Raw genomic sequence first — 26,153 nt, 5'->3', positions numbered from 1 at the left:
TTATTGACCTCTTTTGAAATGGCAGGATTTGGGGTGCGTAAGATTGTGGTACCCGATGGCGGACAATCCACCACCGCGACCTGTGTTCTTGCATCCGGTCCAGCACAGTGCCGGATCGAGATAATCGCACCGGTTCATGAAGACCGTGCCGGTCTCGATGTGATCGCCAACCATCTGCGCCCGTTCAACATTCCCGGTCCACAAAGACGCGGTCAGACCGAATTCGCTGTCATTCATCAGCGAAATTGCTTCAGAGTCGTTTTTCACCTTCATGATGCCGACAACCGGCCCAAAGCTCTCATCGCGCATGACGCGCATGTCATGGGTGACGCCGGTCAGGATCTGAGGTGTCAGGTAAGCCCCGCCATCATCCTCTGGAAACAAAGGAATATGGGCCGTCGCACCGGCTTCGATCGCCTCGGAAATCTGCGATCGCACCTCATCAGCAAACCTTTTATGGGCCATGGGACCGAGCGTAGTGTCGGGATCGAGCGGACTGCCGAGTTTGTAGCCTTTGACGATGTTGACGGCCTTTTCGACGAATTCCTCGAAAAGCGGCTCAGCCACATAAATTCGTTCGATGCCGCAGCAGCATTGACCCGAATTGAACATAGCCCCGTCGATCAGCGCCTCAACCGCCGTATCGAGATCGGCATCGTCCATGACGTAGCCGGGATCCTTGCCGCCAAGCTCCAATCCAACCCCGGTAAAGGTGCCGGCAGCAGCCTTTTCGATTGCTTTGCCGCCGCCCACCGATCCGGTGAAATTGATGAAATCAAAGCTCCCCTTCGCAATCAGTTCTTCTGTGGTCGGATGATCCAGGAAAACGTTCTGGAACACGTCCTTAGGCACGCCCGCATCGTGGAACGCCATTGCCATGCGCTCACCGACGAGTAGCGTTTGCGCCGAATGTTTAAGGATCACGGAATTCCCGGCGATAAGCGCCGGCGCAACCGTGTTAATGGCGGTCATATAGGGGTAGTTCCACGGCGCAATAACGAGAATGACACCATGTGGAACACGCTTGATAAACCGGCGAAAGACCTCGTCGTCGGAAACTTCGATATTGGCAAGCGCATCCTCCGCGATCGATGCCATAAAAGTTGCCCGCTCTTTGAAGCCTTTGTACTCGCCGCCATAGCGAACCGGACGGCCCATCTGCCAGGCAAGTTCAGGAACGATTTCATCGTTCATCTCACCCACAGCCGAAACGCCGGCCAATACCAGGTTTATACGCTCCTCCAGCGGTCTGGCCGCCCACTCAGATTGCGACTGCTTTGCCAGATCAACAATTTTGAACGCATCGTTTCGGGTCAGACATGGCCGTTCGGCATAAACGGATCCATCTACGGGAGAGATGCACTGTAAGTTTTCAGTCATTGTTGTCGTTCACGCCTTCTCAAATCCGCGAGCGATTTCGTAGTCTGTCACCACGCGATCAAACTCTTCCTGTTCCCACTCAGCGCAGCGGTGGTAGTGGTCGACCACATCGTCGCTGAAGGCGGCACGGAGCATTTCTGATTTCTTCAGCGCGACCATGGAATCGCGCAACGTTGAGGGGATTTGGGCAGCCTCCGCGGCCGCATAAGCGTCGCCGGAAAGAGGCGCGTCCAGTTCGAGTTTTTCCTCGATTCCGGCGAGGCCTGCTGCCAATTGCGATGCGATCGCCAGATATGGGTTTATATCGGACCCCCCGATGCGGCACTCGATGCGTATAGCTTTGGTGCCTTCCCCACAAAGTCTGTATCCCGCCGTTCGGTTGTCGACAGACCAGACAATCCCGGTTGGAGCAAATGTTCCCTTCTGGAACCGTTTGTAGCTGTTGACATACGGCGCGAGGAAAAAGGTTGTGTCGGGCGCATATTTGATCAGGCCAGCGGTGTAGTGGCGCATGAGATCGGACATTCCATACTCACCGTTTGGGTCATGAAATGCCGATGTACCTTCTTTCCACAGTGACTGATGTATGTGGCTTGATGACCCTACCCTGTCATGGCTCCATTTCGGCAGAAAGGTGGCAGCATGCCCCTGTTGCCACGCGATTTCCTTGATCGCATGCTTAGAGATCGCATGATGATCCGCGCAATCGAGCGTCGAGGCATATTTGATATTGAGTTCTTCTTGCCCCGCTTCCGCCTCCCCTTTGGAGTTTTCAATGGGAATGCCGGCGGCCAGCAAATGGTTGCGGATCGGCCGCATCACATGCTCTTCCCTGGTGGTCTGGAGAATGTGATAATCTTCGTTGTAGCCACTGATCGGTTCGAGATCACGGAAACCGGATTTCCGAATTTCATCGTAACTCTTTGCGAACAGAAAGAATTCCAGCTCGGTCGCCATCATGGCCGTCAAGCCCATGGTTTCCAGCCGCTCGATCTGGCGTTTCAGTATCGTCCGTGGCGAATGCGGAACGGGAGCGTGTGTGTGATGATCGAGCACATCGCACAGCACCATGGCGGTCCCATCGAGCCAGGGCACAAGCCGCAGCGTATCGAGATCGGGCTTCATGACATAATCGCCATAACCCGATTCCCAACTGGTCGACGCATACCCATCCGGTGTGGCCATCTCCAGATCCGTGGCAAGCAGATAGTTGCAACAATGGGTTTCTTCCCATGCGCTGTCGACAAAGTGCCGCGCTACGAAGCGTTTGCCCATCAACCGGCCCTGCATGTCGACCAGGCAGCAAAGCACGGTGTCGATCCGGCCATCGGCCACCTGTTTCTTCAAATCTTCAAATGTAGGTCGAGCGGCCATTACGCGGTTCCGGTTTTTATTGGTTTGGATGGTTTGTTGAGGTGATCGAGCGCCTTTCCAAGCGACTCCAACAGCAGTTCATGGACCGCCCTTCGGTCATCATTATTGGCAAGGAGATCGTTGCGTATCTCCACCATCACGTTTGCAGCACCGTTTTTGGCTGTGTGGCGATCTATCGTGTGCAGGACGCCATCTTCGGGGCCATAGGGTTGATTCAGCCGAATATCGAAAACCTGGTCGCTCGAGGCATGAAGCAACATCGCCTTGGCTAACCGGTTGTCCTGACCGTGTAGGTATCCAACTTCCACAAACCGGTGCTCGCCGCGAAAGACCGGCGTGAAACTGTGGATTGTGACCAAGACTGGTGCGAGCCCCTGAAGCCGCTTACGGGCGATGACATGGGCGAGTTCGACGTGGAACGGCTCATAGATTTCGCGTGCACGGGCTTGCCGATCCACTTCGGAAAGCGACACGTTTCCAGGAACCCTGCAAACCTCTGTGAAATCCGGCATTGCGCTGGTTGCTTCCGGCGGCCGGTTACAATCATAAACGAGCCTTGAAAGCCGCGCGGCAATCAGCGGTGAATCCAAAGAGACACTCAGCGCTTTTGCAAGGTCCAGCGCACCCGGGTCCCACCCCACGTGACTGTTCAACTGCTCTTCGGTAAGACCGAGATTATTCAGGTTTTCCGGCACGCGATTGGACGCGTGTTCGCACACCAAAACCACTTGGCTCTTGCCATCGCGATTGATTACCTCGACAGGCGGGCCGTCGCCTGGGGTTAACAGTGGCTCCGGTGAATGATGAGACAACGACTGATGAATCCGGCCGGCCTCTCCATTACTCCGCTCCTGCATTGCTTAGGCCCTCCCCGAAAGAAGATGAAGGAGTTCGGCGTGGAGTTCCGGAGTTGAGGCCGACACGACCCGGCCATCGGAGTTAAAGCCAAGCGGTTGCCCGTTCCAGTCGCTGATAACACCCCCGGATGCCTCGATCACAGCAGCGAGCGGGAGATAGTCGAACGGCTTCAAATCGTAGTCGACAACGGCGTCTATATGTCCCGCCGCCAAGAGCGCGTGCGGGTAGCAATCATATCCAAACCGCCTTGTGTGGCCTGCCTGAACTAAACGCGAAAAAGCGTCTGGCTCACAGGCATATAGTTTTTCGCCCTCATTGATCGCCAGAATTGCATCAGCGAGTTTCGTTTGGTCGGACACTTTTGTTGGAGAGCCATTCTGCGTCGCACCCATTCCGGACACACCTACAAAAACCTCATCTAACGCCGGCATGGAGATTATTCCGAGCGTTGGATGGCCATTAGTCATATGGGCGAGCAGAAATCCGAACAGCGGATGACCGCTGATAAATGAGCGGGTTCCGTCGATTGGATCAATCACCCAGACATGTACTTTGGAAAGGTCGCCGGCCCCGTATTCCTCCCCGAGGATTGAATGATCCGGAAACCGGCTGTTCAAGAGATCGCGCGCGTCCTTCTCTATCCGCCTGTCAGCGAGTGTAACCGGGCTATCATCGCCCTTTAGATCGATATCAAGAGGATTACGGAAATAACCAAGCGCTGTCTCTGCTGCTGCACAGACAATCTCGTTTGCCGTCTCGATAATATCAGGCTCGGTCGATGAACTGTGGTTAGACATTTCGCACCCTTGAGCTCCACATTGTTCCGCACCCCAAGGACTCGCTCATGGATTCAGGAACAGCTGCGCAGATGTATTTGTGATCAAGTCCGTCAGCCATGGATCACTTCCATCCCCGCTTTCTTGAATTGTGCGCTGAACTCTGGATCCGGTTTCCGGTCGGTCACAAACCGGTCGATGGCGCTGAACGGTGCAGTGCACATGTTCGCCGTCTTGCCGTATTTCGAGGAGTCGGCCATTACGACCTTGTTCCGCGCTGATTTTAGGAGAGTTTGGCGGACGCGGACCTCATCCTCTTCGAAATCCATGAATCCGCGCTGTGCGTCGATCCCGGCAACGCTCACAAAGGCCGTATCGAAGTAATACCCCTCCAGGAAGGAAATAGTGTCATAGCCGACGAGATCGGTTTCCACCTTGCGCAATTGTCCGGGCGCCACAAAAACAGACACACCGAAATGCTCCTTTGCGATTAGAGCAACGTTCAGGGAATTTGTGTAAACCTTGAGGTCGGAGAACCTGCCGAGTTGTCTTGCAAGAGCCTCCGTCGTAGATCCGCAGTGCAAAAAGATTGATGTGTGATCTGATATGAGATCTGCCGCCAGCTTGGCGATAACGCCTTTCTCCTTGGCGCTTTTCTGAACCCTTTCACTGATCGGTTCGTCGCGAATATGAGCAACACCAATTGCGCCACCATGGACGCGCCTTAGGAGGCCTTCTCTTTCGAGGTCTTTCAAATCCCGCCGCACCGTTTCATCGGATACATCGAGGCTTTCAGCGATATCCGTAACCGACACACGGTTATGATGTGAAAGGCGTTCTAAAATATGCTCGCGGCGATGACTGTTTAGCATCACTAATCCTCAACTGACCGTTTCAAGTTTATCGGCAAGCGCGTTGTGGTCTTGATCGACTAGGTGACAAGAAGCCTGCCCTCCATCAGCCAACATTTTGGCTTCCGGATCCAAGCTTTTGCATATATCCAATGCTTTTGGACAGCGTGAACGGAAAGAACAGCCCGGCGGAATGTGGACAGGACTGGGTGGTTCACCTTCAAGGAGATGGTCTTTTGATTTGAAGGGATGATCGTCCAATGTCGGCACGGCGCTCAAAAGCGCGCGCGAATACGGGTGAACCGGATTGTCGAAAAGCTTGTTGTTGTCGGCAAGTTCCACGACCCTGCCAAGATACATCACGGCTACGCGGTGGCAGACCTTTCTTACCAGCGCCATGTCGTGCGAAATAAAGATGTATGTAAATCCGTGTATCTTCTGGAGACGGTCGAACAGTTCAAAAAGCCTGGATTGCTCGACCTGATCAAGAGCGGATAAGGTCTCGTCGAGAATCATCAGTTTGGGCTCCAGTACCAGAGCCCTCGCGATATTTATGCGCTGTCTTTGTCCCGCACTCAAACCAACAGTCAGTTGGTTTTCGAGCGAAGGATCAAGGCCAACCTCATTCATGGCAGTCAGAACCCGGTCGTGGATTTCAGACCTCTTACAAATTCCGTGGATTAGAAGAGGTTCAGCAATAATCCTGCCGACGGGCATACTCGAGGGCAGTGAGCTGTAGGGATCCTGTAAAAGCAGCTGAAATGACTGACGGAGCCTGGTCAATTCGGGCCTGTTCAGGGTGGCAAGGTCCTGACCGGCAAATTTGATCGTTCCCATTTCGGGCGCTTCCAGCCAGGCCAGGAGCCTCGTCAAAGTCGATTTTCCACAGCCGGACTCACCGACAATTCCGATGTTCTCACCTTCACGAATGTCGAGCGTAATGCCACGCACCGCTCTTACGGCGTTCACACCACGAAAAGTCCCTTTCTTGTGGACGTAGTAGGTGTGTTGAACATCCTCCACGGACATCAAGGTCGGGGATTCGGTCGCGATAGGGCCTGAGATATCATCGCCCCAGATACGCGGCAGCCTTGCAAGGAGCGACTTGGTGTAGTCATGTGCCGGGTCCTCGATCAGCGATTTCGGTGTCGCCTTCTCAACGACCTTGCCTTGTTGGAGAACCATCACCTCATCTGCAATCGTCTCAACGACAGGCAGCGAAGAGGAAATGAACAGGATAGCGGTAGAAAACTGATCCCTTAGATCCTGGATGAGGCGGATTATCTGCGCGGCGACGGTGACATCCAGCGCCTGGGTGATGTTGTCGGCGATAAGGACCGCAGGATTAGTGACAAGTGCATCGACGATCATGACGCGCTGCATCATGCCGCCGCTGAATTGAAACGGATATTCGTGAAACCGAACTTCAGGAGATGGAATTCTGACAGATCGAAGAACCTCAAGAACCCTCGCGGTTGCAGTCTTCCTCGACATGCCGGGGCTGACGGACAGCAGTTTCTCGACAATCTGAGCCCCGACTGGGACCGTCGGGTCGAGCGCACCGGCCGGATTGGAACCGATATAGCCGAATTCATTTCCGCGGATACGGGCGAGGTCTCTTTCAGGCAACGTTAGAATATTCTGACCTTTATACTGTATTTCGCCACCTGTGCATGTCAGCGGTTCGGCAAGGCCCCTAACAATGGCTCGTGCCAGTACGGTCTTGCCTGCGCCGGCCTCACCAATGAGGCCAAGAACCGTGCCGCTATCAAGTTCAAAACAAATATCGTCAAGGATTGTCTGGGTTGGATCGTTTTCCAGCCCGACGCTCAGATTTTTGACTTTCAGAACTGTCTCTTCGCCGGCCATCATGCGGCCCCCTTCAATACAGAGTTGCGGGCACTTTCCATAGCCGAACCCATGAGATTCAAGCTTGTCAGCGTAATAAGCAGAAACATGCCCGGCATGGTCGCAATCCACCACGCATTGATCAGATATTTCCGCCCATCCGCAATGATATTGCCGAATGTCGGGGTTGGCGGCTGAATGCCCAATCCGATGAAACCGAGGATGGATTCGAAGATCATGATGCTGGCGACATCGAGGACTGCAACGAAAGCAATTGGCGGCAATATGGCAGGCGCGAGGAAGCGCAATATGATCCGTAGATCGGATGCCCCGAGAACGCGCTCGCCCTTGATGTACTCTTTGCCTTTTTCGGCAAGGGCCGCACTGCGCGCGACACGGGCATAAAGAGGCCAACCCGACAGTCCCAGCACGAGTATGATGGCAGGTACCGTTGGACGTGAAACGCCCAGGATCGTGATTGCAAGTATGATCATCGGAATCGACAACTGAGCATCGGTGACGCGCATGATGATTGTGTCGGTGAAGCCGCCCTTGAAGCCGGAAACGAGCCCCAATCCACATCCGACAAAGAACATCAGGACAACGGTTGCGCACCCGATGAGCACGGAGTAACGAAGACCGACGAGGCACCGAAGCAGCAGGTCGCGACCCAATTGGTCGGTTCCGAGAGGATGGACCCAGGACCATCCTTCCCCGAGGAACATGGGCGGCATCAAACGTGCTCTGACATTCATCTTGGTCGGGTCAATCGACGTTAGCTCAGGATAGATCAACGCGCCGAACAGGAGCAGCACGAAGATGAAGAATCCGACTCGGAAGGCGGAACTTGACCACGCCTCACGCAGCATCCGCTGGGTCGGCGTTAGTTTTGGTTGAGACGGGTGCGGCGTCTCGAGGTGTTGAATTGCGTGGACGTCCGACATCTTAATACTCCAGCCGGGGATCGATGAAACTCGCAGCGAGATCGACAGCAATGTTGATGAAAACGAAGATGGCGCTGATGAAGATCGCCACGCCCTGAATGATCGGAAAATCACGCTGCAGAACGGCATTGATGGTGAGGCGGCCGAGACCCGGATAATCGAAGATCAATTCCACCACCAGAACACCACCTAACAGCATACCAAGCTGGATTCCAAAGAGGTTCAGGAGCGGGATCGATGCGTTTCTGATTGCATGCGCACAGACAATGCGTGCCTGACCCAGGCCGCGTAGCGGTGCGACCGTGATGAACTCCTCCCGCATAATTTGCGCGATGGATACCGACAGAGTGCGTATGATGAAGGGGGAAATGCCTATGGCCAAAACCAGGGCCGGTAAAATTGTATATTCAAAGCCCTTGTAGCCGATGGACGGCAGGATGCCGAGGCGAACCGAGAACAACTGTGCCAGCACGATACCCAACCAGAAATTCGGAAGAGAAACGAAAATCGAACCGCTAAAAAAAGCGAGCCGATCCTGCCACTTGCCTGGATTTAGTCCTGCAGCAACACCAAGCGGGAACGAGATAATCAGGGCAAAAACAACCGACAAACCGGCGAGCTGCAGGGTCAGCGGAATTCTTTCAATGATAAGATCAAGAACCTCGGCCCGCTCGTCGCGTGACGGATCGTCATAGGCCGCCGCTCCAACGGTCGCGCCGCTCTTGGGGCGGAAGAAGGAATTGCCGAGATCGCCGCGCGAAAAATCGCCCAAATACCTCAAATACTGAACTGCAAGCGGGTCGTTGAGACCGAGTTCCTCAGCCTTTTGAACAACGACTTCGTCGGGTGCCATACCCCCGACGATCAGCCGCGCGGGATCTCCAGGCACAACCCGCAGCAGGGCGAAGATTGCAAAGGATACAATCAGCAGAACGACTGCGCCTTGCAAAAATCTTCGAATGAGAAAGTTCAGAAGGTACAATTCTCCAACCCCTTTTGTATTCAAACGCCCGGCGGACCGAATCCGCCGGGCCTTCATTCATTTCCAGGATCAGGTATTGGCGGCTTCGGAGGCGTCCATCATACCATTCGGATAGATGTAGATACCCTCCAAACCCTCGCGCATGGCGTGGATGAATACCGAGGTGAACAGGCTCAGAGACGGGACCTTGTCGGCCAGCATCGGCATCACCTCATACTGAATGACGCGTCTGCGCTGGTCCGGGTCGGTCGTACCGCGTTCCTTGTCGAGAACCGCATCCAGCTCAGGGTCTTCAATGCCGCAGATGCGTTTCGACGATGAGTGGAAGTGAGTGCGCAGCACAAGGTCCGGCTCAGGCGACCCGGTCGCCCAACCGCAGTCGATCATATGACCGGGACCGCCACCGGGTCGGTCGTAGAGACGGTCAGCCCAAGCCGCAATTTCCATCGCGCTGAACTCGACGTCGAAGCCTTGCTCCTGAAGCATGGCCGTGATGACCTCACCATATTCCTTGGTCTTTGGATAGAAGCCAACAGAGGTTATGTATTCGAGCTTCGGCAGCCCTCTACCTCCGGGGAAACCAGCCTCTGCCAGGAACTTCTGACACAGCTCAGGGTCGTATTTCGGGTAGTTCGGTGTATCGACATAGCCGAACTTTACCGGAGAGACCCACGCATTGGATGGCGTTCCGGATACTCCGAGCACCTCGAGAATGAGATCGCGGTCGATGGCATGCGCAACCGCCCGGCGCAAACGCCAATCATTGAAGGGAGGCTTTGAGCAACGGAACCAGAGATACTTGTTTTCAACAGAAACGGCCTCGTTGACAACAAACCCTTCTTTGCCGCTGATCGTTTCAACCTGCTCGCCCTCAAGCCGCTCGATGATGTCCGCCTCGCCCGAGAGAAGCGACAGCATCCGTGTTGTGGCATCACCAACAAAGGTGAAATTGATGCCGGGAACCTTCGGAGTGCCGCCAAGGAAATCCGGATTTGCCTCAAGGACGGTTGTGTTGCCGTCCTGTTTCACGAACTTGAACGCTCCGGTTCCGTTCGGACGGGATGACAGGGTCTTGGTGTCGGCAACATCCTTGGCTGACATGATCGGAAGGAAGGCTGACAGGAACCAGAAGAGGCTTGCCGGATAACCGAATTCCTTCGTGTTCACATGAGCGGTATGGTCGTCGATTACATCGACCCGGCACTGGCCGGGATACCAGGCAGCAGGACGATCTGGCTGCGATGCATATTCGAACGTTGCCTTCACATCGTTGGCAGTAAAAGGCTCGCCACTGTGAAATTTGACCCCTTTGCGCAACTTGAACTCAAGCGTGTGTTCGTCGATGAGTGTCATGCTCTCCGCGAGCTCGTAAACGATCTCATCCGGATATTCTGGTGTCATTGGAGCCCGTGTGAGATACCCAAAGACAAAGCTCTCAAGATTGATCTGCCCAAGGGTTGTATGGGAGGTGGGGTCCCAGTTGCCGGTCAGGTTCTCTGCGGACAGAAAGTTGATCGGTTTGTTTTGAGCAGCAAATGCGGAGCTGCTGAAAAATCCGCGATTGATCATCGAACCGCTCAGCACCACGCTGGCCATTGCTGATGATTTTAAGAACTGCCGTCTGTCGAATTTCATATCGGTCTCCTCCCGTTATTTTCGACGTTTTCACTAATCCGCACTCAAAACGTTCTGCTCTCACCCAAGGGAAACAACGGATGGCTGGAGCAAAGCTTTGAGAGGTTAGAGGTCATTGGATGCTCTCGAAATCACATGAAGTGAGCTGGCTTGAGCTGGTGCAGCACCCAAACACCCACCCAGGCGATTCCTGAACACACCAGCTTGAGACGCAGATCCAGGAGCGCCGAAACGGTGCGCCCTAGCCGCCCGGCTCGCCTGTGGGAGGTTTGTGGCTGTACGAGGCGATTCAATTACATCACCAGTTGGTGTAACCGCAGCAATACCAACGAAAATTGATGACAGCTCGCGGTCAGATTCAGTGATGCAACGGATGTGAAACACTACATACGCCTTTTGTGGTTTTTGTTGATTTATTGGTATAAGTGGATTTCAAATAAAGTCAAGAAAAAATTCCGCAAAAACAACTGCCTTGCCGAAGCTAACGAATATCCCACCACTTGATTTGGTTGGTAGAAAGATTGGCTAAAACACAAGCTATATCTCTATAACTTATTGGTTTTCAGTAATTAATATAGTAATTTCGCTCTCCGCACTACTGCAGAAACGAGGCGCAAATTCATCCTAAATTTGCACGGATAATAAAATCACAAAAACCACAAAATTCTCAAAATTGAGCCATAAAAGAAGTGCGGACGGGGTTGATAAGTGTGATTTGAGGTAAACGTGATTGGACAAGCAACGCAAACCGAATGCTGTTTGCAACAAGCTGATTCAACAAGCTCGCTAACAAGACTGAGCAGGATATTTTGTCGGGGCACTGTCAGAGGAAAACTTGGTTGAGGCCGGCAAGGCGATCTCGTAGCGTCTGGTTGTGACCAAACCGAGTCCATTTCGATACTTCAAAACCAGTCACGAGATCATCCGCCTTGCGGTAATGCTCTATGTGAGGTTTCCACTCTCTCTTCACAATGTAGAGGACCTGCTGCATGAGCGCAGCATCGAAGTTAGTCATGAAACTATTCGATTTTGGCGGAATCGATTTGGACCAATGTTTGTCGCCAAGATTCGAAAGAAACGCGTCCAACAATTGCGCACTTACTCCAATTGGCGATGGCATTTGGAAGAGATGTTGGTGAAAATTAACGGCCAGACGCACTACCTCTGGCGGGCTGTGGATCATGAGGATGAGATGCTGGAAACCTATGTCACGAAGCGCCGGGATCACAAGGCGGCACCAAGATTCCTGAAGAAATCGATGAAACGGCACAGTCATCCGCATATTGTTGTGACGGATAAACTGCGTTCCTATAGCGCTGCGATGAAAGTCATTGGCAACGCCGGAAGACAAGAAACGGGTCGCTGGTCAGACAACAGGGCTGAAAATTCCCACCAGCCGTGTCGACGATGAGAGCGGGCCATGCTTTGTTTCAGGAGTATGCGAAGTTTGCAGAAATTCGTCGCCATATACTCCGGAGTCTACTACCATTTCAACCAGGAGCGCCAACTAAACAGCCGAGCAAATTTTAAACAGATTCGTGCCGCTGCTCTCGCCGATTGGCGGATGGTCTGTGCCTCATAGGTTTCGCTAATCAAACTCAGTTGCGACTGCGCTGAGTTCCTCTGACAATGCCATTGAAATTATAATGCAAAAAGAAAAGTGACGCACGCGACGGGATTTGAACGTGTGACCTATGCTTTCGGAAAATTAAAACGTCAACGCGTCTATTGATTTGCTGGCAAGATGATCTGAGTCTGTGTGACCGTTGCTGCGAGTTTTCCATCTGCGTTAAAGACATCCGTACGCCACACCATGGTTTGTCGGCCTTTGTGGACGGGTGTGCATACTGCTTTCGCGGTGGTTCCCACGGGGACAGCCCGCAGGAAGTTGGTTTTGCTCTCAATCGTGCTGGTGCGAGCACCATGGGGCATATTCAACACTGTCGCAATCGCCCCGAGATTGTCTGCAAATGCCATGATCGCGCCGCCGTGCAGCACATCGGGAATCGTACAAAGCTCTTTGGTTACGGCAAGCTCTGCTTCGATCCTGTCCGGCGACGCTGCGACAACGCGTTGACCAAGCAATTTTCCGAATTGTGTTCCGGCGGCGTTGAGTGCGTCGAGATCAATTATTTCACCCACAATTCAATACCTCTTAAGTTGTACCCCAGCCAATTTCTACGTCGAATGATAGCACCAGAACAATTACCTCGCGGGTAGTTGAACCCTCAGTCTGGCCGGACTGTCGAATTGAGACTGAGAACCCAACCCGGTCCAGGGCAAAAAAACACCGCCTAGTTTATGGGGACCATCCACAGCTTCATACGACGACGGAGACTCCACCAAAGGGCTGACTGCAAGTTTTCAAAAAAATGCGCGGGTACTGGGTTTTGAATTCAATTCAGAACCACCAACCCCTGCCTGAGTAATATAGGCGGGGTGTTGATCGGGAAAGGCCTATGTCGCGCAGCGTGTGATCAGACAGACTGCTCAATTCGCCAGATCTGACTGTGTATCGTTGCCGCCTACCACGACCTCTGGCTCTGCCAAACCTCAATTTCGCAACGAAACGCTGCCATCTGGATATGTTGTTCATCATCCGGTCCTTCGAATTCATTTCTGGTATTAGGCCGGCGCCGGCATAATGTGAGTTGCCCCTGAGCCAGCGCTGCGAGCCTTCAGATATTCGAGGCTAAGTGTTTTTTTGATCTTCTGTGGCTCCCTGAAGCTCGATCCAGACGGCCCTCGCCCGCGCAAGCGGACGACCTGATGCGTCATACAGCGCGGAACCGGCGATATGTTTGGTACCGGCTTCACGAATAGGCCAGGCGGAAATGATGCAGGTTTGGTCCGCTACGGGACGATGAAATATCTCGACGGCAAATTGACCCAACAGTGCGATCAGGCCAGGTTTCATAAGTCCGAAATAACTTGGACAGTCGAGTGACGCCCAGATGATTTCCGGCGCGATGTAACCTGTTTCGTCGGTAAATTCACGCGATGGCTGCCAAACCGCAGCCGCGAATTTTTCAGACACGTCCAGTCCGGAAAAAATTCTCAAACCGTCTCCCTCACATCGGTTGGGTCCGCAGACAAAACACTCTGGAAACAGGTGGTCTTCGACTTTTATCGCCTTACTGGACGCGGCGTTTGCCTCAACGAGCGTGGGTGCGGGCGGAACTTGAATGTCTACCGGCGCTGGTTTTGCGGTGGCTATCCGCTTTTGACTGCTCCACAGTGTCACGTCGTCGCCGGTCTTTTCCACAATTAGCGGCAATCGAAGTGGCGGAGGAGCGAGCAAGGTGACTTCCGCGGAACGATCGAATATTCGTCCAAGCAGCCCGGCAGTGTATCCACCATTGCCGGAGCGGGGTGGTCCTCTAAATCTGGTACCGATGATGATTGGCTGGCGGGATCTAATGGTCATCGCTGCACACTCCATCAGATGAACAAGCGAACGGGCATATAAAAGTGTATTCCACTCCCCGGTCCTCGGGAGTATAGAAGCGCGCCCATTTACCCTTCGACGTCATGACCGCTTGTCCGGCTTGGATTACTTCGATGGCCGAGCGGCTTTCAAGATGTAGCTGGCCATCGAGGACAAGTGAGCAATCATCGATTTCCGGGGTCTGCCCTGGCCTCGACCATCCATCCGGGATCACAATGCGAACGGTGGAACGATCTTTGTTCTTCGGCAGGCATCCGAAAAAATTACGGATTAGAATTTCGACCGCACTGGCGGCTTTGATCCCGACTGGCACTTTTTTAATCAGCATTCGTGTTGGTCTCTGTTATGGCGGCCGCACCGCTTCCGGCACGGCGATTGCATTACTCGGCTGGAGTAGTTGCGCCGGATTGCCCGCGCTTTTTGAGAAACGGCACGAATGCGGGCACCCGCTCGCGATAGGTGCGGTAACTCTCACCGAGATCTTCAATCAGATCCGCTTCCTCAAACCGGGTCGCCAATATGATGTAGGCAAATGTTGCTGCCGCGAAGACCAGGTGTCCCCCGGTCAGATGAGGCGTGATCAGTGGGGTCGTCATCCACCCCAAACTTATCGGGTGACGAATGATCGCGTAGAGATACCGGGCCATCATGGTTGAGGGTCTGGGAGGGGTGGTTCTGAAATTCTCCCACGCTTGCGCAAGGCCGAAGAAGCCGAAGTGACCAAAGTGAAATGTGGCCGAGAACATCATCACCCACGTGGCGAGATAAGCTGCATATATCAGCCCGGCTAGCCATACTGACAGAACCTCCCAGATGGTGATCGGGATTGGACGCCAGAGCACCACCAGCAAAACCGTCATCGCCGCCGTCATGTAGAGGTAGGTCGCCCGCTCAATCGGTGCCGGAATGAATTTGGTCCACCAGCGCTTGAACGATGTTCGTGCGGTGATCGAATGATGAACCCCGAAGAGGCCTATAAGGCCGGCATCAATAGCGACGGCTATCCAAACTGGCGCCGGGTCTCCATCACTGATGCTCTTCGGAACACCGAAATCGGCAAGAAATCCTACGATGTAGGCGATGTTCACCAGCGCAACGACATATGCACCGGCGGCATAGGCCAGCATTAGATATTTGCGGATCACGATCATTCTCCCCTGTTGAAACCACACCTGAATTTGCCGGTAATCGGTCGATGGCATAAGGGGCGCTTCAGACAGGTTCAGGTCAAAACCGCCAGTTTCGGCAATGGCAATGAGTGCCCTGTCTGGAGTAGTGGCGTGGGCGCAAGATACCTTGGCAAGCGTAATTCACAGCCGATCACATCTCATCGCAATCGGCGCTTCAATCATCTCGGCCTTGGTCGGAACCATTGTTTGTCAGCAAAAACGCTTGCCCAGACATGTAGTTTGATCAAAATAAGGTCAAAACCGCCAGGCAACAGAGGTTGTATGAAAAAGCAGAAAAGCCCCCGGCCACCTCGTATCGCGTGCCTTGCAGTTCCAAAGGTTCACGCGAGTTCGCTCTATGGCGGCTACGAGATGTTCAAAATTGCCGGCCTTCGGTTCAACACCAATGAAATGAGCATCGCAGGCGAGCGTTCGCTGGACCCCGTAATTGTCGGCCCCTCTTGTGACTTCGTTCTTGGCTGGAATGACGTCAAAATTGCTCCGGAATTCGGAGTGGACGATGTTGGCCCGGTGGATGCGATATTCATTCCATCAATAGGCGCAATAGACGAAAAACCCCCGGTGGCGGATCCAAACGTTTTGGCCTGGATAAACAATAACTACAAAGCCGGCTCAATCATCGCCACCGCGTGTATGGGCACGTTTTTCCTCGCTGGCGCGGGTCTGCTGAATGGAGAAAGGGCAACAACACACTGGGCATTTTCCGAAGATTTCAAGTCGAGCTATCCGCAGGTCGCCTTGCAAAAAAGAAGTGGAATGTCGTTCGCCGGTGAAGGCCATCGCATCATTACGGCGGGAGGCGGCTCAATGTGGATGGATCTTGTGCTGTTCCTCATTACAAAATTCGTGAGTCACGAGGCTGCAGTGCAAATATCTAAGCTCTACCTGGTTGACTGGGCTCGTGACGATCAACTGGTTTACGCCTGCCTGGAGGCGACCAACCAGCATAGCGACCAGCTTATTCAGCGATCACAACGCGTGATTGCCGAAGCCCTGACCGACGCTAACGTTCTTTCCAAAGCGCGTGCAATAAGCGGGCTTCCGGACCGGACTTTCGAGAGGCGTTTCAAGGCCGCCACCGGTATCCCCGCGGTTAAGTATGTCCAGCAGCTCCGTGTTGAATTGGCGAAAAGGATTCTAGAGGAAACCCAAACACCCACTGAGGAGATTGCGTTAGCGGTTGGCTATTCCGATCCTACGTCGTTCAGGCGATTGTTCATACGACTGGTCGGTGTCACACCAAGTGACTACAGGAAGCGTTTTGGGAGAAAATGGCCAACTGTTGAAATGACAGCTTAGGGACCCAAATACTGCCAAACTCCATTGGACACTTGCAATCAGTGAGCGTCCATAGATGACAATGCAATTATGACGCCCGGCCGCAGGCGTTTTTTATTATGTGAATACAAATCACGGCTCAAAAATCATATTTCAGTTGAACCGCGATGCCGCACTCAACTTCAAAACGGTAATTTCCGTGGATCCTTTGATTAGTATCCCTTTGGCACCCATGCTGGACCGGTTGTTCGAGGAAATCGTTCAGAAGGAGCTGAGTTGACCTCGGCAAAGCGAGTGAAGACAAATCAGATCAACCAGAAAAACAGCCGGCAAACGGACACGATTTTGCCCGTTCGCCGGCCATTTGCACCGCCCCGCGCTTGGGAGAAAATACGGGTAGTGTAAACCAGGATCTGCATGTTACGGGAGCGCTCAAATTTCACTAAGTCGACGAAAGGCATTCACTATATCCTGAGCGTCCAAAGAGCGTTCAAAGTTCACGATATAAGGGGCTGTTTCCACTGTCACTTCGGAAATACGCTCCCAGTGCGACCGGCTGCCGCCAAGGCCTTCAATGCTCGTCGGAAGGCCGACCTCACCATAAAAGTCGAGCAGTTCGCCAAGAACGCTTCGACCATTTTCTTCGAGGGCAAGCTGTACAAGTAGGCCGAATGCGACCTGTTCGCCGTGCAGCGTCCGGCTAATTCCTTCTATCGAAGAGAACCCGCGTGTCAGGGAATGCGCAATGGAAAGGCCCCCGCTTTCGAAACTCAATCCGCTGAGCAAAACGCAAGCTTCAACCACGTCTTCCACCTCTGGGCTGACACGATGCGCCGATACATCGCCGACAGCCGTTCGTCCCTTGCTGCGTATAATCTCAAAGCAGGATTGTGCAATGCTTAATGCTAGTTGGGTTGGATGGCCGCCAAAAAAATTCTTGCCGCCGGCTTCAGCGCATTGACGCACCTCGAAACATTTCGACAATGCATCCCCGATACCGGCAACGAAAAACCGTACGGGTGCACCGACAATCAAGGCTGTATCGACGATCACCGCGTCAGGATTGGTGGACATCAGGCGAACTTCGCTGAGCACATGATCATTGGTGTAAAGCACCGCCAATCGCGAAGTGGGGCTGTCGTTCGAGGCGATGGTGGGCACGATGATTATCGGCAAATCCAGAGCAATTCGGACGCCTTTTGCGGTATCGATTGCTTTACCACCGCCCATTCCGATCACCACATTGGCATTGGCAGATTTAACCTTAGCAGAAATGCGGTCGATTTCTGCCGCCGTACATTCACCGCCGAATTCGGCAAACACCACGGCGACGTCGCCAAAAAGCTCGCGCAATCTGTCTGCGAACAAGTCTGTTACGACGGCGTCCGCCACGATTAATGGGCGTTTTCCATATTCCGCAGCTATGGACGGAAGGTTGTTAAGTGCGCCTTCCCCCTGAACGTATAAATGAGGCGCGCCAAAAATTCGAAACGTCATGGTCAACTCCAGTGATAATCGCGTTTGCCGCCGTCAATGCAAATAAGCGAGCCGTTGATGTATCCGGATTGCCGGGCACAGAGAAAAGCCACCACCGCTCCAACCTCATCAGCCTGGCAAAACCTGCCTGTCGGGTTTTGCGAGGTTACGACGCAGCGCTGATCTTCCGTGAAGCCAGCTATAAGCGCCGTTTCGACATATCCCGGAGCTATTGCATTCACGGTGATTCCTCGACGACCAACCTCTTTTGCAAATGTGCGGGTGAACCCCAAAATTCCGGCCTTGGCAGCCGAGTAATTGGCGACACCCGGCCGGCCGCCGCCCGTGAAATTCATGGACGAGGTATTAATGATGCGGCCGAATCCGTCAGTTCCCAGATGGGCAAGTGCGGCTTTGCTGCAGAGGAATGTGCTGGTTAAATGTGAATCAAGAAGAGCCTGCCAACTGTCAGCGCTGGTATCTTCAACCAGATGCCCCAAATGCTCACCGCCGGAGCCGGCATTGTTCACCAATATGTCCAACCGTCCAAAGCTTGCCGCAGCCTCATCGACAACCCTTTTTGCATTGTCTGGATCGGAGACATCGCCGATCGCCACGGCAACTTCGAACCCCGCATCTGCCAGTTCGGCAGCACATTCGCATGCCGCTTCACGATCTACATCGTTCACCACGACGTTTGCACCCTCACGGGCGAGTGCAAAAGCCTCGGCCCGACCGATCCCCCTCGCCGCACCGGTTACGAGGGCCACGCAATCTGCTATTCCAAGGTCCATCGCCGCTATCCCTTCACCGCTCCGGCACTCATGCCCTGGATGAAATACTGGCTGAGCAAAGCAAATGCGCCAAACAACGGAAGCGCGATCAAGGTCGATCCCGCCATGATCTCACCCCATCTCAGATCGAAGGATCCGATCATAGAGGCCAGCCCGACGGGCACGGTCTTGTTTGCATCCGACCCAATCATGATCAGCGCGAAGGTGTAGTCGGTCCAGGACAGCAGAAACGAGAAGATCGCAACGGTGATAAGCCCGGGCAGGGAAAGCGGCAGAACCACCCGCAGGAACGCACCGAGCCGGGTACAGCCATCGACCATAGCTGCCTCTTCCAGCTGAAACGGCATATTCTTGAAAAAGCCCCAAAGGAACCAAACCCCTAATGGCAGGGTAAGGGTCAAATGGGACACGACCAGACTGAGCAGTGTATCGCCGAGACCGATCTTGGTAAAAAACGTATACATCGGGATCGCCAGCAGGAGCGGCGGAAACATGTAGGCATACAGCATTGACCCGACGATCAGCTTTTTCCCGCGGATGCGCTGACGCGTTACGGCGTAGGCGATTATCACCGAGAAAAACATGGTCACGGCAACGGTCGACAAAGCTACGATCAGACTGTTTGCGAGTTGAGACGGATAGTTCGTCAGCTCGAGAAGGTTGCTGTAATACTCCAGGGTAAGCGGTCCCGGCAGGACGGATGTCTCGCGAAACAGCGAGGCCGGTGCACGGGTGGAGGACACGAACATCCAGTAGATGGGAAACGCTGAATAGACCGAGACGACCAGCGCCGACAGGTAAAGAGCGATGCGACCAGGCAAGGACCGAACCATTCGTGTCACTCCTTATCTAGGGGAAAGAGAAGAAAATAGAAGAAGACGGTGATCGACAGGATCAGGAAGGAAATGGTGGCGATCGCCGCACCGGTACCGATGTCGAACTTGGCAAAAGCGGTTGTATAGGAAAGGACCGCCAGATGTTCGGTCGACTGCACCGGACCGCCCCCGGTCAGGAGCCAGATCACGTCGAACTTGTTGAACATCCAAACGCCCCGAAGCAGAATGATGACGGTCAGGACCGGCCGCAGCATCGGCAGCGTGATATGGAAAAACCGTTGGACCGCGTTCGTGCCATCGACCTTGGCGGCCTCGTACAATGATGCCGGCACGGTCTGCAGCGCGGCAAGGAATGACGTCGTAACAAAGGGCGTCCAGAGCCAGACACTGACCAATATGACCGATGACATCGCGGCGACCGGGCTCTCGAACCAGTGAATCGGGGGCAGACCGACGGCCTCCACGCCGGCCGTGAGCACGCCGATTGATCCGTCGACCATCCATTTGAACGTCAGAACGATCACCACGGTGGGAAGCAGATACGGTAAAATGGACAGCCCGCGCACGATATTGCGGCCAACGAAAATCTGATTGAGCAGAAGCGCCATACCAATGCCGATTACGACCTGGAGCACGATGGTCGCAAGGGAGTAGATCATCCCGTTTTTCAACGCATTCCAGAATTCGCTGCTGGACAGAATCCTGATGTAGTTGTCCAGCCCGACCCATTGCGGGGAGCCGATAAACGACTCGAGCGAATAGAAACTCAAAGAAATCGCATAGGCGACCGGAGCCGCGATCAACACAACCGTGATCAGCAATCCGATAACCAGAAACGACATAAATGTTGCTTTGGAACTCACAGCATCATCCTGATTGAAAACGATCGACGCGAAGCGCCGATCGTTGGGTTGCTAAGATCAGGCAATGGCCTTGCGCATTGCTTCGCCAGCCTGCTGCAAGCAGTCCTCGGATGACAATCCCTGCAGGCATTTCTTCTGCAGCATTTCCGGAATGGCAAAGGACTCGAATACCTTCCCAGGCCGCAGATCCGGCACCGGCCCTTGGGTATCGATCGAGGTAACGCGCACATTCGGATCGGTCAGGAAGGACTGCGTCGTTTCAATGATGTCCGCATATTTTTCGATCAGCGGATGAGCACGCCAGCGCTGGTCGTCATAGATGTCGAGACGCGGTGGCTGGAAGTGCAGCGGCGCGGTATGCAGGAAGTTTATGAATTGGCTCTCGGTGAACCACCTCATGAATTTCATCGATTCTTCGGATGCTTCCGTATTCAGCACCACCCATCCATCATAGCCGTGATTGACGGCTTTGCCCTTACCGGATGAATCCATGTAGGGCATGATGCCGAACTTGTCGGCCAGATCGGGCGAATTGCGCTCGATCGCTTCGATCAGCCGTCCTGCATAGGCGCTATGCGCAATCTGATCGGACGCGAAATTCGACAGCATCTCGCCATAGCTGGCCTGGCTCGCCCCGATTGGCATCGTTTTGTAAAGCTCGGCAAAGAAGTCCAGGTATTTTACGACGCTTTTGGCATTGTCGCCCTGATCGAACACGATGTTCCAGTTGTCATCGAAGATGTCTACGCCATCGGCCCACATGAACGCCGTGGACATCCAGTTCGTCGCCCCGTTCGAGCCGATCGGATACATCGATCCCGAGCGCTTGTCCGTGTTCAGTTTCTGGGCATTGGACAAGAATTCGTCCCAGGTAGTGGGAACGGAAAGCCCGATATCGTCGTACAGATCCTTGCGGTAATAGATCCAGGAGAGGTTGTAATCAAAAGGATACCAATAGTTCTTCCCGTTGATCGGGAAGAGGATATTGGGACCCCAATCATATGGATCGGTCAGATCGTTGACTTCGACCAGATGGCCTCCCTCGGCCAGGATCAGGACGTGACCGACAAAGCCAAGGGTCGCGATGTCGTAAGGCGACCCGCTGCGCAACGAGGTCGTGACCTTGGTGAATGCATCACCGAGCGGCACCGAATCGATAACAACTTCCGTGCCGCTCACACGTTCATATTCAGCCGCTGCCACCTTGAGGGCACGCAGGCTGTCGATTGACGTTTCCGTGTTCAGGAACCGGATCTTCCTGCGTCCCTGTGCAAAGACCGCAGGAGCGCTCAATCCGCTCAGCGTCGCCGCGGCTCCGGCAGCTCCAGCCGCCCCAACTGCGGAAATAAAGGTTCGGCGCGACACCCCTGATTTCGTCTTTTTTGTAGTCATGGCTTTCTCCTCCACGATTTGTTGAGAACTTATGACGCTATTAACTCACGTTCCTCCTGGTTGGTTGCGTCAATGCGGGTACCCTCCCCGGTGGCGAATGCGTGCAGACGCCCGGGTTGAAATGACACTGTGAATTCCGAGCCTCGCGTGACCGTGTCCGACCGTTCCATCAAAACGCGCATTGGCTGCCCACCGACGCTACCGACGCAGAGCGTTTGCGAACCCAGCTGTTCGATGACGTTGGCCCGGAAGGTCCGGGCATTGGGCCCGTCGCCGATGGTGATGTGTTCAGGGCGAATGCCGAGGGTGACATTTTCATTCGCGGCACCGACAATATTGGCCGGCATGTCGAGAGACAACTCGTCGGCACGAAACACGCCGCCGTCCAGACGTCCATCGACAAGGTTCATTTCAGGCGATCCGATAAAGCCGGCCACGAAAAGATTTGCCGGCTTGTCGTAAACTTCGAGCGGTGCGCCAATCTGCTGAACATGCCCATCGCGCATGATGACGATGCGATCGGCAAGCGTCATCGCCTCGACCTGGTCATGGGTGACATAGACCATTGAGGTGCCGACTTCCTTTTGCAGGAGCGCTATCTCTTCCCTCATTTTGACGCGCAGCTTGGCATCCAGGTTCGACAGCGGTTCGTCGAGAAGAAAGATCTCGGGGTTGCGCACGAGCGCGCGGCCGAGGGCGACACGCTGCATCTGCCCACCTGAAAGCTGTTTGGGCTTGCGCTCAAGGAATGGCTCAAGCCCCAGCATGGTTGCCGTGGAGTTCACCCGCGTCTCGATTTCGGCGCGGTCCATCCGGCGCATCTTCAAACCGAAGGCCAGGTTTTCGCGAATGGTCTTATGCGGATAGAGCGCATAATTTTGGAACACCATTGCGATGTCGCGATCCTTGGGTTCCAGCGACGTGACATCGCGAGAACCGATGTGAACCGTGCCCGACGATATGTTTTCGAGCCCGGCGATCATGCGAAGCGTGGTGGATTTTCCGCAACCTGATGGACCGAGAAATACGATGAATTCACCATCGTCGATCAGCAGATCGACACCGTGAACCGCGACCACATCTCCATAGAGCTTGCGGACCTTGGCGAGTTTAACCTGAGCCATCTTCAACGGGCTCCTTCCATGACCGGAGACGACTCGTCCGCCAGAAGCGCACTGATGCGATGATTTATGGGCGCCAGCGCCTTGTGCAGGTCGACATAGATTTCATGTGCGCGAGCGTAGAACGCAGCCCGTTCGGGGTCAGGCGACAGTTCCGCCTTGACGCGGACCGCGCGGCCGGCGTCCGCTTCGTCGGAAAAGGCCCCGATGCCAACACCGGCGATCAGTGCCGCGCCAAAGGACGCATCGCCGTTTTCCGGAATCTCGATTTTGACATTGACCACATCAGCAACAACTTGCTGCCAGAGAGCGCTTGCCGCACCGCCACCGATCAACCGCGCCGTCGAAAAATCAAGCTCTTTGTTCCGCAAGGAATCCAGACAATCGCGCAGCGAATAGGCGATGCCTTCGTAAAGAGCGCGAACGAAATGGCCGGCGCCATGATTGAAGCCGATTCCGGCGAATTCCGCACGCAAAAGCGGGTCCCAATGGGGACTGCGTTCGCCGTTGAGATAAGGGTGAAAAAACAGCCCTTCCGCACCGGGCGCAACGCGCGCGGCCAGCGCATCCATGTCAGCAAATACCTGATGTCCAACATCGCCGGACCGCATGAAGAAAGTGTCGCGAAGCCATTTATGCGCCGACGCGCAGGAGTTGGTTCCTGCTATCGTATAGAACATGTCGGGCATCACATGCGGGTAGTTTATGACCGTCCGGTCCGGCCGCGGGTGCGGTGACAGCATGCTGACCGTCGCGGCGGTGGCCAGCTTGATGACACCCAAACCTTCCCGGGCCATGCCGGCCCCATATGTTTCCGCCGCTGTATCGGATGTGCCGCAGATCACCGGTGTGCCCTGAACAAGCCCGGTTGCCGCGCTGGCCGAGGCGCTAACCTGCCCGACACGGTCTGTGCAATCGGCAATGGGCGGCAGTGTAGCGACAGACCAACCAATCATGTCACACAGTTCTTGAGACCATGAGGCGCCATCGGCCGTGGACATCAGCGTTCCCGCAGCGTCGATCTTGTCGGTGAACCAGTCTTCGGTCAGACGGCTGCGGATCCAGTCTTTTGCCACATACAACCTGCGCACCCGGGCGAAAGATTCAGGCTCATGGCGTGCAAGCCACAACATTTGCGGCAAAGTCCAGGTCGGATTGGCGCGGTTGCCGCTGATTTCAAGGATATGATCATCCGCCATAGCGCGGAGATCATTGGTTTCCTGGACGGCCCGCTGGTCATTCCATAAAATGGCGGGGCGGATCACGCGGCCGTCGGCATCTTCGAGCACCTGTGTGTGTGCCCCGGCCGACACGGACAATGCGGCGACACCGACCGGAACGACACCTTCAGCATCCAGCACCCGTCTGGTGACCGTGCATACTGCCTGCCACCATTCCGCAGGGTCCTGCTCGCTCCATCCGCTCCGGGGGGAATTCGTTGTCACCGGAACCGAGTGTTCCGCAACGACTTCCCCGGTCGGTTTGATCAGCGTCGCCTTCATGGAGCCGGCGCCCAGGTCTATCCCAAGCAGAAGAGAATCCGTCATTTCAAACACACCTTGTTAATTCTCACGAGATCAGCCCTTCCCGACAACAACGGAACCGGCGGGCGGACGAAGACCGACCTTGCCCGGGTTGAAAAGATTGCCCGGGTCCAGCGCATCCTTGATCTGCTGAAGTGCCGCAAGACCACCGCCCAGTTCCCGGGCCAGCCAACGATTGCGAAAGACTCCAACTCCGTGGTGATGCGAGATAGATCCATCATGATCAAGGGTCAGCGACTGGATGGCATCCCACATGGCGTCATGCAGCTGCAGCGCCTTTTCCTGCGGCATCTGCGGCAACCGGATGGTCATGTACTGACACGCGCCTTCCGGATAGATGTGCGACCAATGAGCTCCGAAATGAACGTCCGGGTAAATTGCCTTCACCGCTTTACCCATCGCGTCAAACATGGCCGGAATTTCGGACCACTTTCCGGTGACCTCGATCGTGTCGTTGTAAAAGCCCTGCGCCTGCCATTTTTGAGAGAACGCCACGTAGCGGTTCTTCTTCCACTGATCGAAAAGCTCAACCGGACCGGTCACGGCCCCGTGCTGCTGGGCTATCTCAAGAGACAGTTGCTCCTCAACCGCGGCAAGTTGCGCACGGCCGGAGAACATCAGGATCGCGAGGAACGGATGTGTTTTGAAAACGCCCAGGCCTTCCGTGCGCTCATGGCTTTCCACCTGATCATAAATTCGTGCAACGGTCGGCCGCAGTTCCGCCTGCATGATGTCTCTTGCGGCATCCCATGCGGCCTGCAATGAAGGAAATGCCAGAACCACACCTTGCTCAGCCTCCGGCAGTTTCCAGATGCGCAGCGTCAATTCCGTTATTATGCCGTAGGCACCCTCACTGCCGATCATGAGGTCCCGCAACGAGGGACCGACGGCGCGGCGCGATACGGGGCGGATATCCATGCACGACCCGTCCGGCAGGACCGCCTTCAAACCCAGCACGATGTCTTCGATCTTTCCGAACCGGCTCGAGGCTTGCCCGCCGCCGCGGCAGGCGGCCCAACCACCGACTGTCGAGATTTCAAGCGATTGCGGAAGATGCCCGCAAGTATAACCCCTGGAGTTCAATTCGGCTTCGAACAGACCGCCATTCGTGCCCGCCTGAACGGTTACCATGGCGTTTTCCACGTCGATGCTGACGATCCGATCCATACGGCGCAGATCAACCATCAGCTCATCTGATATCGGGATCGTGCCACCAAGAACACCGGATCCATTCCCGAATGGAATGACTTGAGTCTGCAACCGCTTTGCCAATTGCGCGATCTTCTGGACCTCGTCAGCATTGCCCGGCCGAACCGCGATGCGGGGAGCGACGCCAGCGAGCCTGCCTTCGCGCTCAACGTAATTGGCGTATGGAAGCTTGTCATGGGCATAGTCGCGAACGAATTTCTCGTCGGTCAAAACGTGCTCCGATCCCACGATGTCCGCCATGGCTGCGCTGATATCCGTTTTCGTTTCGGTATGCTTCGGGGCTATCTCCGATTCCGACATTTTGTTTCTGCTCCGCAATTCTGATTGGACGATAACGGCTGTTATCAGCTTGAA

At 54.6% G+C, this 26,153-nt stretch carries 25 protein-coding genes; 2 read left to right on the top strand and 23 right to left on the bottom strand.

The genetic code is table 11. The features are described from left to right. The 10 genes from ABVT35_RS18675 to ABVT35_RS18630 all read right to left on the bottom strand — a co-directional run bounded on the left by ABVT35_RS18675 (position 1) and on the right by ABVT35_RS18630 (position 11,663). Positions 1-1,380 carry an aldehyde dehydrogenase family protein gene (locus tag ABVT35_RS18675; RefSeq protein ID WP_368468354.1) on the bottom strand — a complete coding sequence of 460 codons (1,380 nt, stop codon included), beginning with the start codon at positions 1,378-1,380 and terminating at the stop codon, positions 1-3. A gap of 9 nt (positions 1,381-1,389) precedes the next feature. Further along, complete coding sequence (locus ABVT35_RS18670) at positions 1,390-2,754, bottom strand: glutamine synthetase family protein (protein WP_368468353.1); 1,365 nt, start codon at positions 2,752-2,754, stop codon at positions 1,390-1,392. Beyond that, the gene (locus ABVT35_RS18665; RefSeq protein WP_368468352.1) at positions 2,754-3,611 is read right to left on the bottom strand and encodes an N-formylglutamate amidohydrolase; all 858 of its coding nucleotides are present in this window, start codon (positions 3,609-3,611) and stop codon (positions 2,754-2,756) included. Before ABVT35_RS18665 ends, ABVT35_RS18670 begins: the two co-directional genes overlap by 1 nt. A 3-nt stretch (positions 3,612-3,614) precedes the next feature. Beyond that, positions 3,615-4,409: an inositol monophosphatase family protein gene (locus ABVT35_RS18660; RefSeq protein ID WP_368468351.1), complete on the bottom strand. Its 795-nt coding sequence runs from the start codon at positions 4,407-4,409 to the stop codon at positions 3,615-3,617. 92 nt (positions 4,410-4,501) lie between these two features. Continuing rightward, a complete protein-coding gene (locus tag ABVT35_RS18655) occupies positions 4,502-5,260 on the bottom strand; it encodes a DeoR/GlpR family DNA-binding transcription regulator (protein ID WP_368468350.1) in 759 nt (252 codons plus the stop codon). A 9-nt stretch (positions 5,261-5,269) separates the two neighbouring features. After that, the gene (locus ABVT35_RS18650; RefSeq protein ID WP_368468349.1) at positions 5,270-7,111 is read right to left on the bottom strand and encodes a dipeptide ABC transporter ATP-binding protein; all 1,842 of its coding nucleotides are present in this window, start codon (positions 7,109-7,111) and stop codon (positions 5,270-5,272) included. After that, positions 7,108-8,031: an ABC transporter permease gene (locus ABVT35_RS18645; RefSeq protein ID WP_368468348.1), complete on the bottom strand. Its 924-nt coding sequence runs from the start codon at positions 8,029-8,031 to the stop codon at positions 7,108-7,110. Before ABVT35_RS18645 ends, ABVT35_RS18650 begins: the two co-directional genes overlap by 4 nt. Position 8,032: 1 nt before the next feature. Then, on the bottom strand, positions 8,033-9,013 hold the full coding sequence (locus tag ABVT35_RS18640) for an ABC transporter permease (protein WP_368468346.1): 981 nt from the start codon (positions 9,011-9,013) through the stop codon (positions 8,033-8,035). 69 nt (positions 9,014-9,082) lie between these two features. After that, positions 9,083-10,609 (bottom strand): ABC transporter substrate-binding protein, encoded by a 1,527-nt coding sequence (locus ABVT35_RS18635; protein WP_368468852.1) that lies wholly within the window; start codon positions 10,607-10,609, stop codon positions 9,083-9,085. A gap of 862 nt (positions 10,610-11,471) precedes the next feature. Beyond that, on the bottom strand, positions 11,472-11,663 hold the full coding sequence (locus ABVT35_RS18630; protein ID WP_368468860.1) for a hypothetical protein: 192 nt from the start codon (positions 11,661-11,663) through the stop codon (positions 11,472-11,474). On the opposite strand from ABVT35_RS18630, the gene ABVT35_RS18625 reads away from it, so the two are divergent. Then, complete coding sequence (locus ABVT35_RS18625) at positions 11,586-12,059, top strand: IS6 family transposase (protein ID WP_368468851.1); 474 nt, start codon at positions 11,586-11,588, stop codon at positions 12,057-12,059. The genes ABVT35_RS18630 and ABVT35_RS18625 overlap by 78 nt on opposite strands. Before the next feature lie 314 nt (positions 12,060-12,373). Here ABVT35_RS18625 and ABVT35_RS18620 read toward each other — a convergent pair whose 3' ends face one another. From ABVT35_RS18620 to ABVT35_RS18600, 5 genes are all read right to left on the bottom strand, one after another. Continuing rightward, a complete protein-coding gene (locus ABVT35_RS18620) occupies positions 12,374-12,790 on the bottom strand; it encodes a PaaI family thioesterase (RefSeq protein WP_368468344.1) in 417 nt (138 codons plus the stop codon). Between the two features lie 259 nt (positions 12,791-13,049). Next, a complete protein-coding gene (locus ABVT35_RS18615; protein WP_368468850.1) occupies positions 13,050-13,244 on the bottom strand; it encodes a DUF1127 domain-containing protein in 195 nt (64 codons plus the stop codon). A gap of 96 nt (positions 13,245-13,340) precedes the next feature. Continuing rightward, the gene (locus tag ABVT35_RS18610) at positions 13,341-14,075 is read right to left on the bottom strand and encodes a hypothetical protein (protein WP_368468343.1); all 735 of its coding nucleotides are present in this window, start codon (positions 14,073-14,075) and stop codon (positions 13,341-13,343) included. Beyond that, positions 14,065-14,424, bottom strand: coding sequence for a hypothetical protein (locus ABVT35_RS18605; RefSeq protein ID WP_368468341.1), 360 nt, complete (start codon positions 14,422-14,424; stop codon positions 14,065-14,067). The genes ABVT35_RS18610 and ABVT35_RS18605 overlap by 11 nt, the downstream gene beginning before the upstream one ends. A gap of 52 nt (positions 14,425-14,476) precedes the next feature. Continuing rightward, the gene (locus tag ABVT35_RS18600) at positions 14,477-15,241 is read right to left on the bottom strand and encodes an isoprenylcysteine carboxylmethyltransferase family protein (protein WP_368468340.1); all 765 of its coding nucleotides are present in this window, start codon (positions 15,239-15,241) and stop codon (positions 14,477-14,479) included. A gap of 306 nt (positions 15,242-15,547) precedes the next feature. On the opposite strand from ABVT35_RS18600, the gene ABVT35_RS18595 reads away from it, so the two are divergent. After that, on the top strand, positions 15,548-16,585 hold the full coding sequence (locus tag ABVT35_RS18595; protein ID WP_368468338.1) for a GlxA family transcriptional regulator: 1,038 nt from the start codon (positions 15,548-15,550) through the stop codon (positions 16,583-16,585). Positions 16,586-16,996: 411 nt separating this feature from the next. On the opposite strand, the gene ABVT35_RS18590 is transcribed toward ABVT35_RS18595, so the two are convergent. Genes ABVT35_RS18590 through ABVT35_RS18555 form a run of 8 tightly spaced genes read right to left on the bottom strand, consistent with a single transcriptional unit; the run spans position 16,997 to position 26,099 of the window. Further along, entirely contained in the window at positions 16,997-18,061 is a 1,065-nt protein-coding gene (locus ABVT35_RS18590; protein ID WP_368468337.1) for a glycerol dehydrogenase, read from the bottom strand. 2 nt (positions 18,062-18,063) lie between these two features. Next, positions 18,064-18,834 (bottom strand): SDR family NAD(P)-dependent oxidoreductase, encoded by a 771-nt coding sequence (locus ABVT35_RS18585; RefSeq protein ID WP_368468336.1) that lies wholly within the window; start codon positions 18,832-18,834, stop codon positions 18,064-18,066. A 5-nt stretch (positions 18,835-18,839) separates the two neighbouring features. Continuing rightward, entirely contained in the window at positions 18,840-19,667 is an 828-nt protein-coding gene (locus tag ABVT35_RS18580; RefSeq protein WP_368468335.1) for a carbohydrate ABC transporter permease, read from the bottom strand. Between the two features lie 5 nt (positions 19,668-19,672). Beyond that, positions 19,673-20,533 carry a carbohydrate ABC transporter permease gene (locus ABVT35_RS18575; RefSeq protein WP_368468334.1) on the bottom strand — a complete coding sequence of 287 codons (861 nt, stop codon included), beginning with the start codon at positions 20,531-20,533 and terminating at the stop codon, positions 19,673-19,675. 57 nt (positions 20,534-20,590) lie between these two features. Next, positions 20,591-21,925 carry an ABC transporter substrate-binding protein gene (locus ABVT35_RS18570; RefSeq protein ID WP_368468332.1) on the bottom strand — a complete coding sequence of 445 codons (1,335 nt, stop codon included), beginning with the start codon at positions 21,923-21,925 and terminating at the stop codon, positions 20,591-20,593. Between the two features lie 29 nt (positions 21,926-21,954). After that, the gene (locus ABVT35_RS18565; protein WP_368468330.1) at positions 21,955-23,049 is read right to left on the bottom strand and encodes an ABC transporter ATP-binding protein; all 1,095 of its coding nucleotides are present in this window, start codon (positions 23,047-23,049) and stop codon (positions 21,955-21,957) included. Between the two features lie 2 nt (positions 23,050-23,051). Then, complete coding sequence (gene xylB / locus ABVT35_RS18560) at positions 23,052-24,593, bottom strand: xylulokinase (RefSeq protein ID WP_368468329.1); 1,542 nt, start codon at positions 24,591-24,593, stop codon at positions 23,052-23,054. A 30-nt stretch (positions 24,594-24,623) separates the two neighbouring features. Next, the gene (locus ABVT35_RS18555) at positions 24,624-26,099 is read right to left on the bottom strand and encodes an FAD-binding oxidoreductase (RefSeq protein ID WP_368468328.1); all 1,476 of its coding nucleotides are present in this window, start codon (positions 26,097-26,099) and stop codon (positions 24,624-24,626) included. Positions 26,100-26,153 lie beyond the last annotated feature (54 nt).

This window comes from Hoeflea sp. TYP-13 (assembly GCF_040932035.1).
Lineage (GTDB): Bacteria > Pseudomonadota > Alphaproteobacteria > Rhizobiales > Rhizobiaceae > Hoeflea_A.
This window is presented reverse-complemented; position numbering and strand designations above follow the sequence as displayed.

Bases quoted from the DNA above. Each gene is read 5' to 3' on its own strand.
- ABVT35_RS18555 (WP_368468328.1), bottom strand. From the start codon at position 26,099: ATGTCGGAATCGGAGATAGCCCCGAAGCATACCGAAACGAAAACGGAT.
- ABVT35_RS18585 (WP_368468336.1), bottom strand. From the start codon at position 18,834: ATGGACCTTGGAATAGCAGATTGCGTGGCCCTCGTAACCGGTGCGGCG.
- ABVT35_RS18670 (WP_368468353.1), bottom strand. From the start codon at position 2,754: ATGGCCGCTCGACCTACATTTGAAGATTTGAAGAAACAGGTGGCCGAT.
- ABVT35_RS18605 (WP_368468341.1), bottom strand. From the start codon at position 14,424: ATGCTGATTAAAAAAGTGCCAGTCGGGATCAAAGCCGCCAGTGCGGTC.
- ABVT35_RS18645 (WP_368468348.1), bottom strand. From the start codon at position 8,031: ATGTCGGACGTCCACGCAATTCAACACCTCGAGACGCCGCACCCGTCT.
- ABVT35_RS18595 (WP_368468338.1), top strand. From the start codon at position 15,548: ATGAAAAAGCAGAAAAGCCCCCGGCCACCTCGTATCGCGTGCCTTGCA.
- ABVT35_RS18650 (WP_368468349.1), bottom strand. From the start codon at position 7,111: ATGATGGCCGGCGAAGAGACAGTTCTGAAAGTCAAAAATCTGAGCGTC.
- ABVT35_RS18590 (WP_368468337.1), bottom strand. From the start codon at position 18,061: ATGACGTTTCGAATTTTTGGCGCGCCTCATTTATACGTTCAGGGGGAA.
- ABVT35_RS18660 (WP_368468351.1), bottom strand. From the start codon at position 4,409: ATGTCTAACCACAGTTCATCGACCGAGCCTGATATTATCGAGACGGCA.
- ABVT35_RS18665 (WP_368468352.1), bottom strand. From the start codon at position 3,611: ATGCAGGAGCGGAGTAATGGAGAGGCCGGCCGGATTCATCAGTCGTTG.
- ABVT35_RS18565 (WP_368468330.1), bottom strand. From the start codon at position 23,049: ATGGCTCAGGTTAAACTCGCCAAGGTCCGCAAGCTCTATGGAGATGTG.
- ABVT35_RS18580 (WP_368468335.1), bottom strand. From the start codon at position 19,667: ATGGTTCGGTCCTTGCCTGGTCGCATCGCTCTTTACCTGTCGGCGCTG.
- ABVT35_RS18675 (WP_368468354.1), bottom strand. From the start codon at position 1,380: ATGACTGAAAACTTACAGTGCATCTCTCCCGTAGATGGATCCGTTTAT.
- xylB (WP_368468329.1), bottom strand. From the start codon at position 24,593: ATGACGGATTCTCTTCTGCTTGGGATAGACCTGGGCGCCGGCTCCATG.
- ABVT35_RS18625 (WP_368468851.1), top strand. From the start codon at position 11,586: ATGCTCTATGTGAGGTTTCCACTCTCTCTTCACAATGTAGAGGACCTG.
- ABVT35_RS18630 (WP_368468860.1), bottom strand. From the start codon at position 11,663: ATGACTAACTTCGATGCTGCGCTCATGCAGCAGGTCCTCTACATTGTG.
- ABVT35_RS18655 (WP_368468350.1), bottom strand. From the start codon at position 5,260: ATGCTAAACAGTCATCGCCGCGAGCATATTTTAGAACGCCTTTCACAT.
- ABVT35_RS18635 (WP_368468852.1), bottom strand. From the start codon at position 10,609: ATGGCCAGCGTGGTGCTGAGCGGTTCGATGATCAATCGCGGATTTTTC.
- ABVT35_RS18610 (WP_368468343.1), bottom strand. From the start codon at position 14,075: ATGACCATTAGATCCCGCCAGCCAATCATCATCGGTACCAGATTTAGA.
- ABVT35_RS18615 (WP_368468850.1), bottom strand. From the start codon at position 13,244: ATGAACAACATATCCAGATGGCAGCGTTTCGTTGCGAAATTGAGGTTT.
- ABVT35_RS18570 (WP_368468332.1), bottom strand. From the start codon at position 21,925: ATGACTACAAAAAAGACGAAATCAGGGGTGTCGCGCCGAACCTTTATT.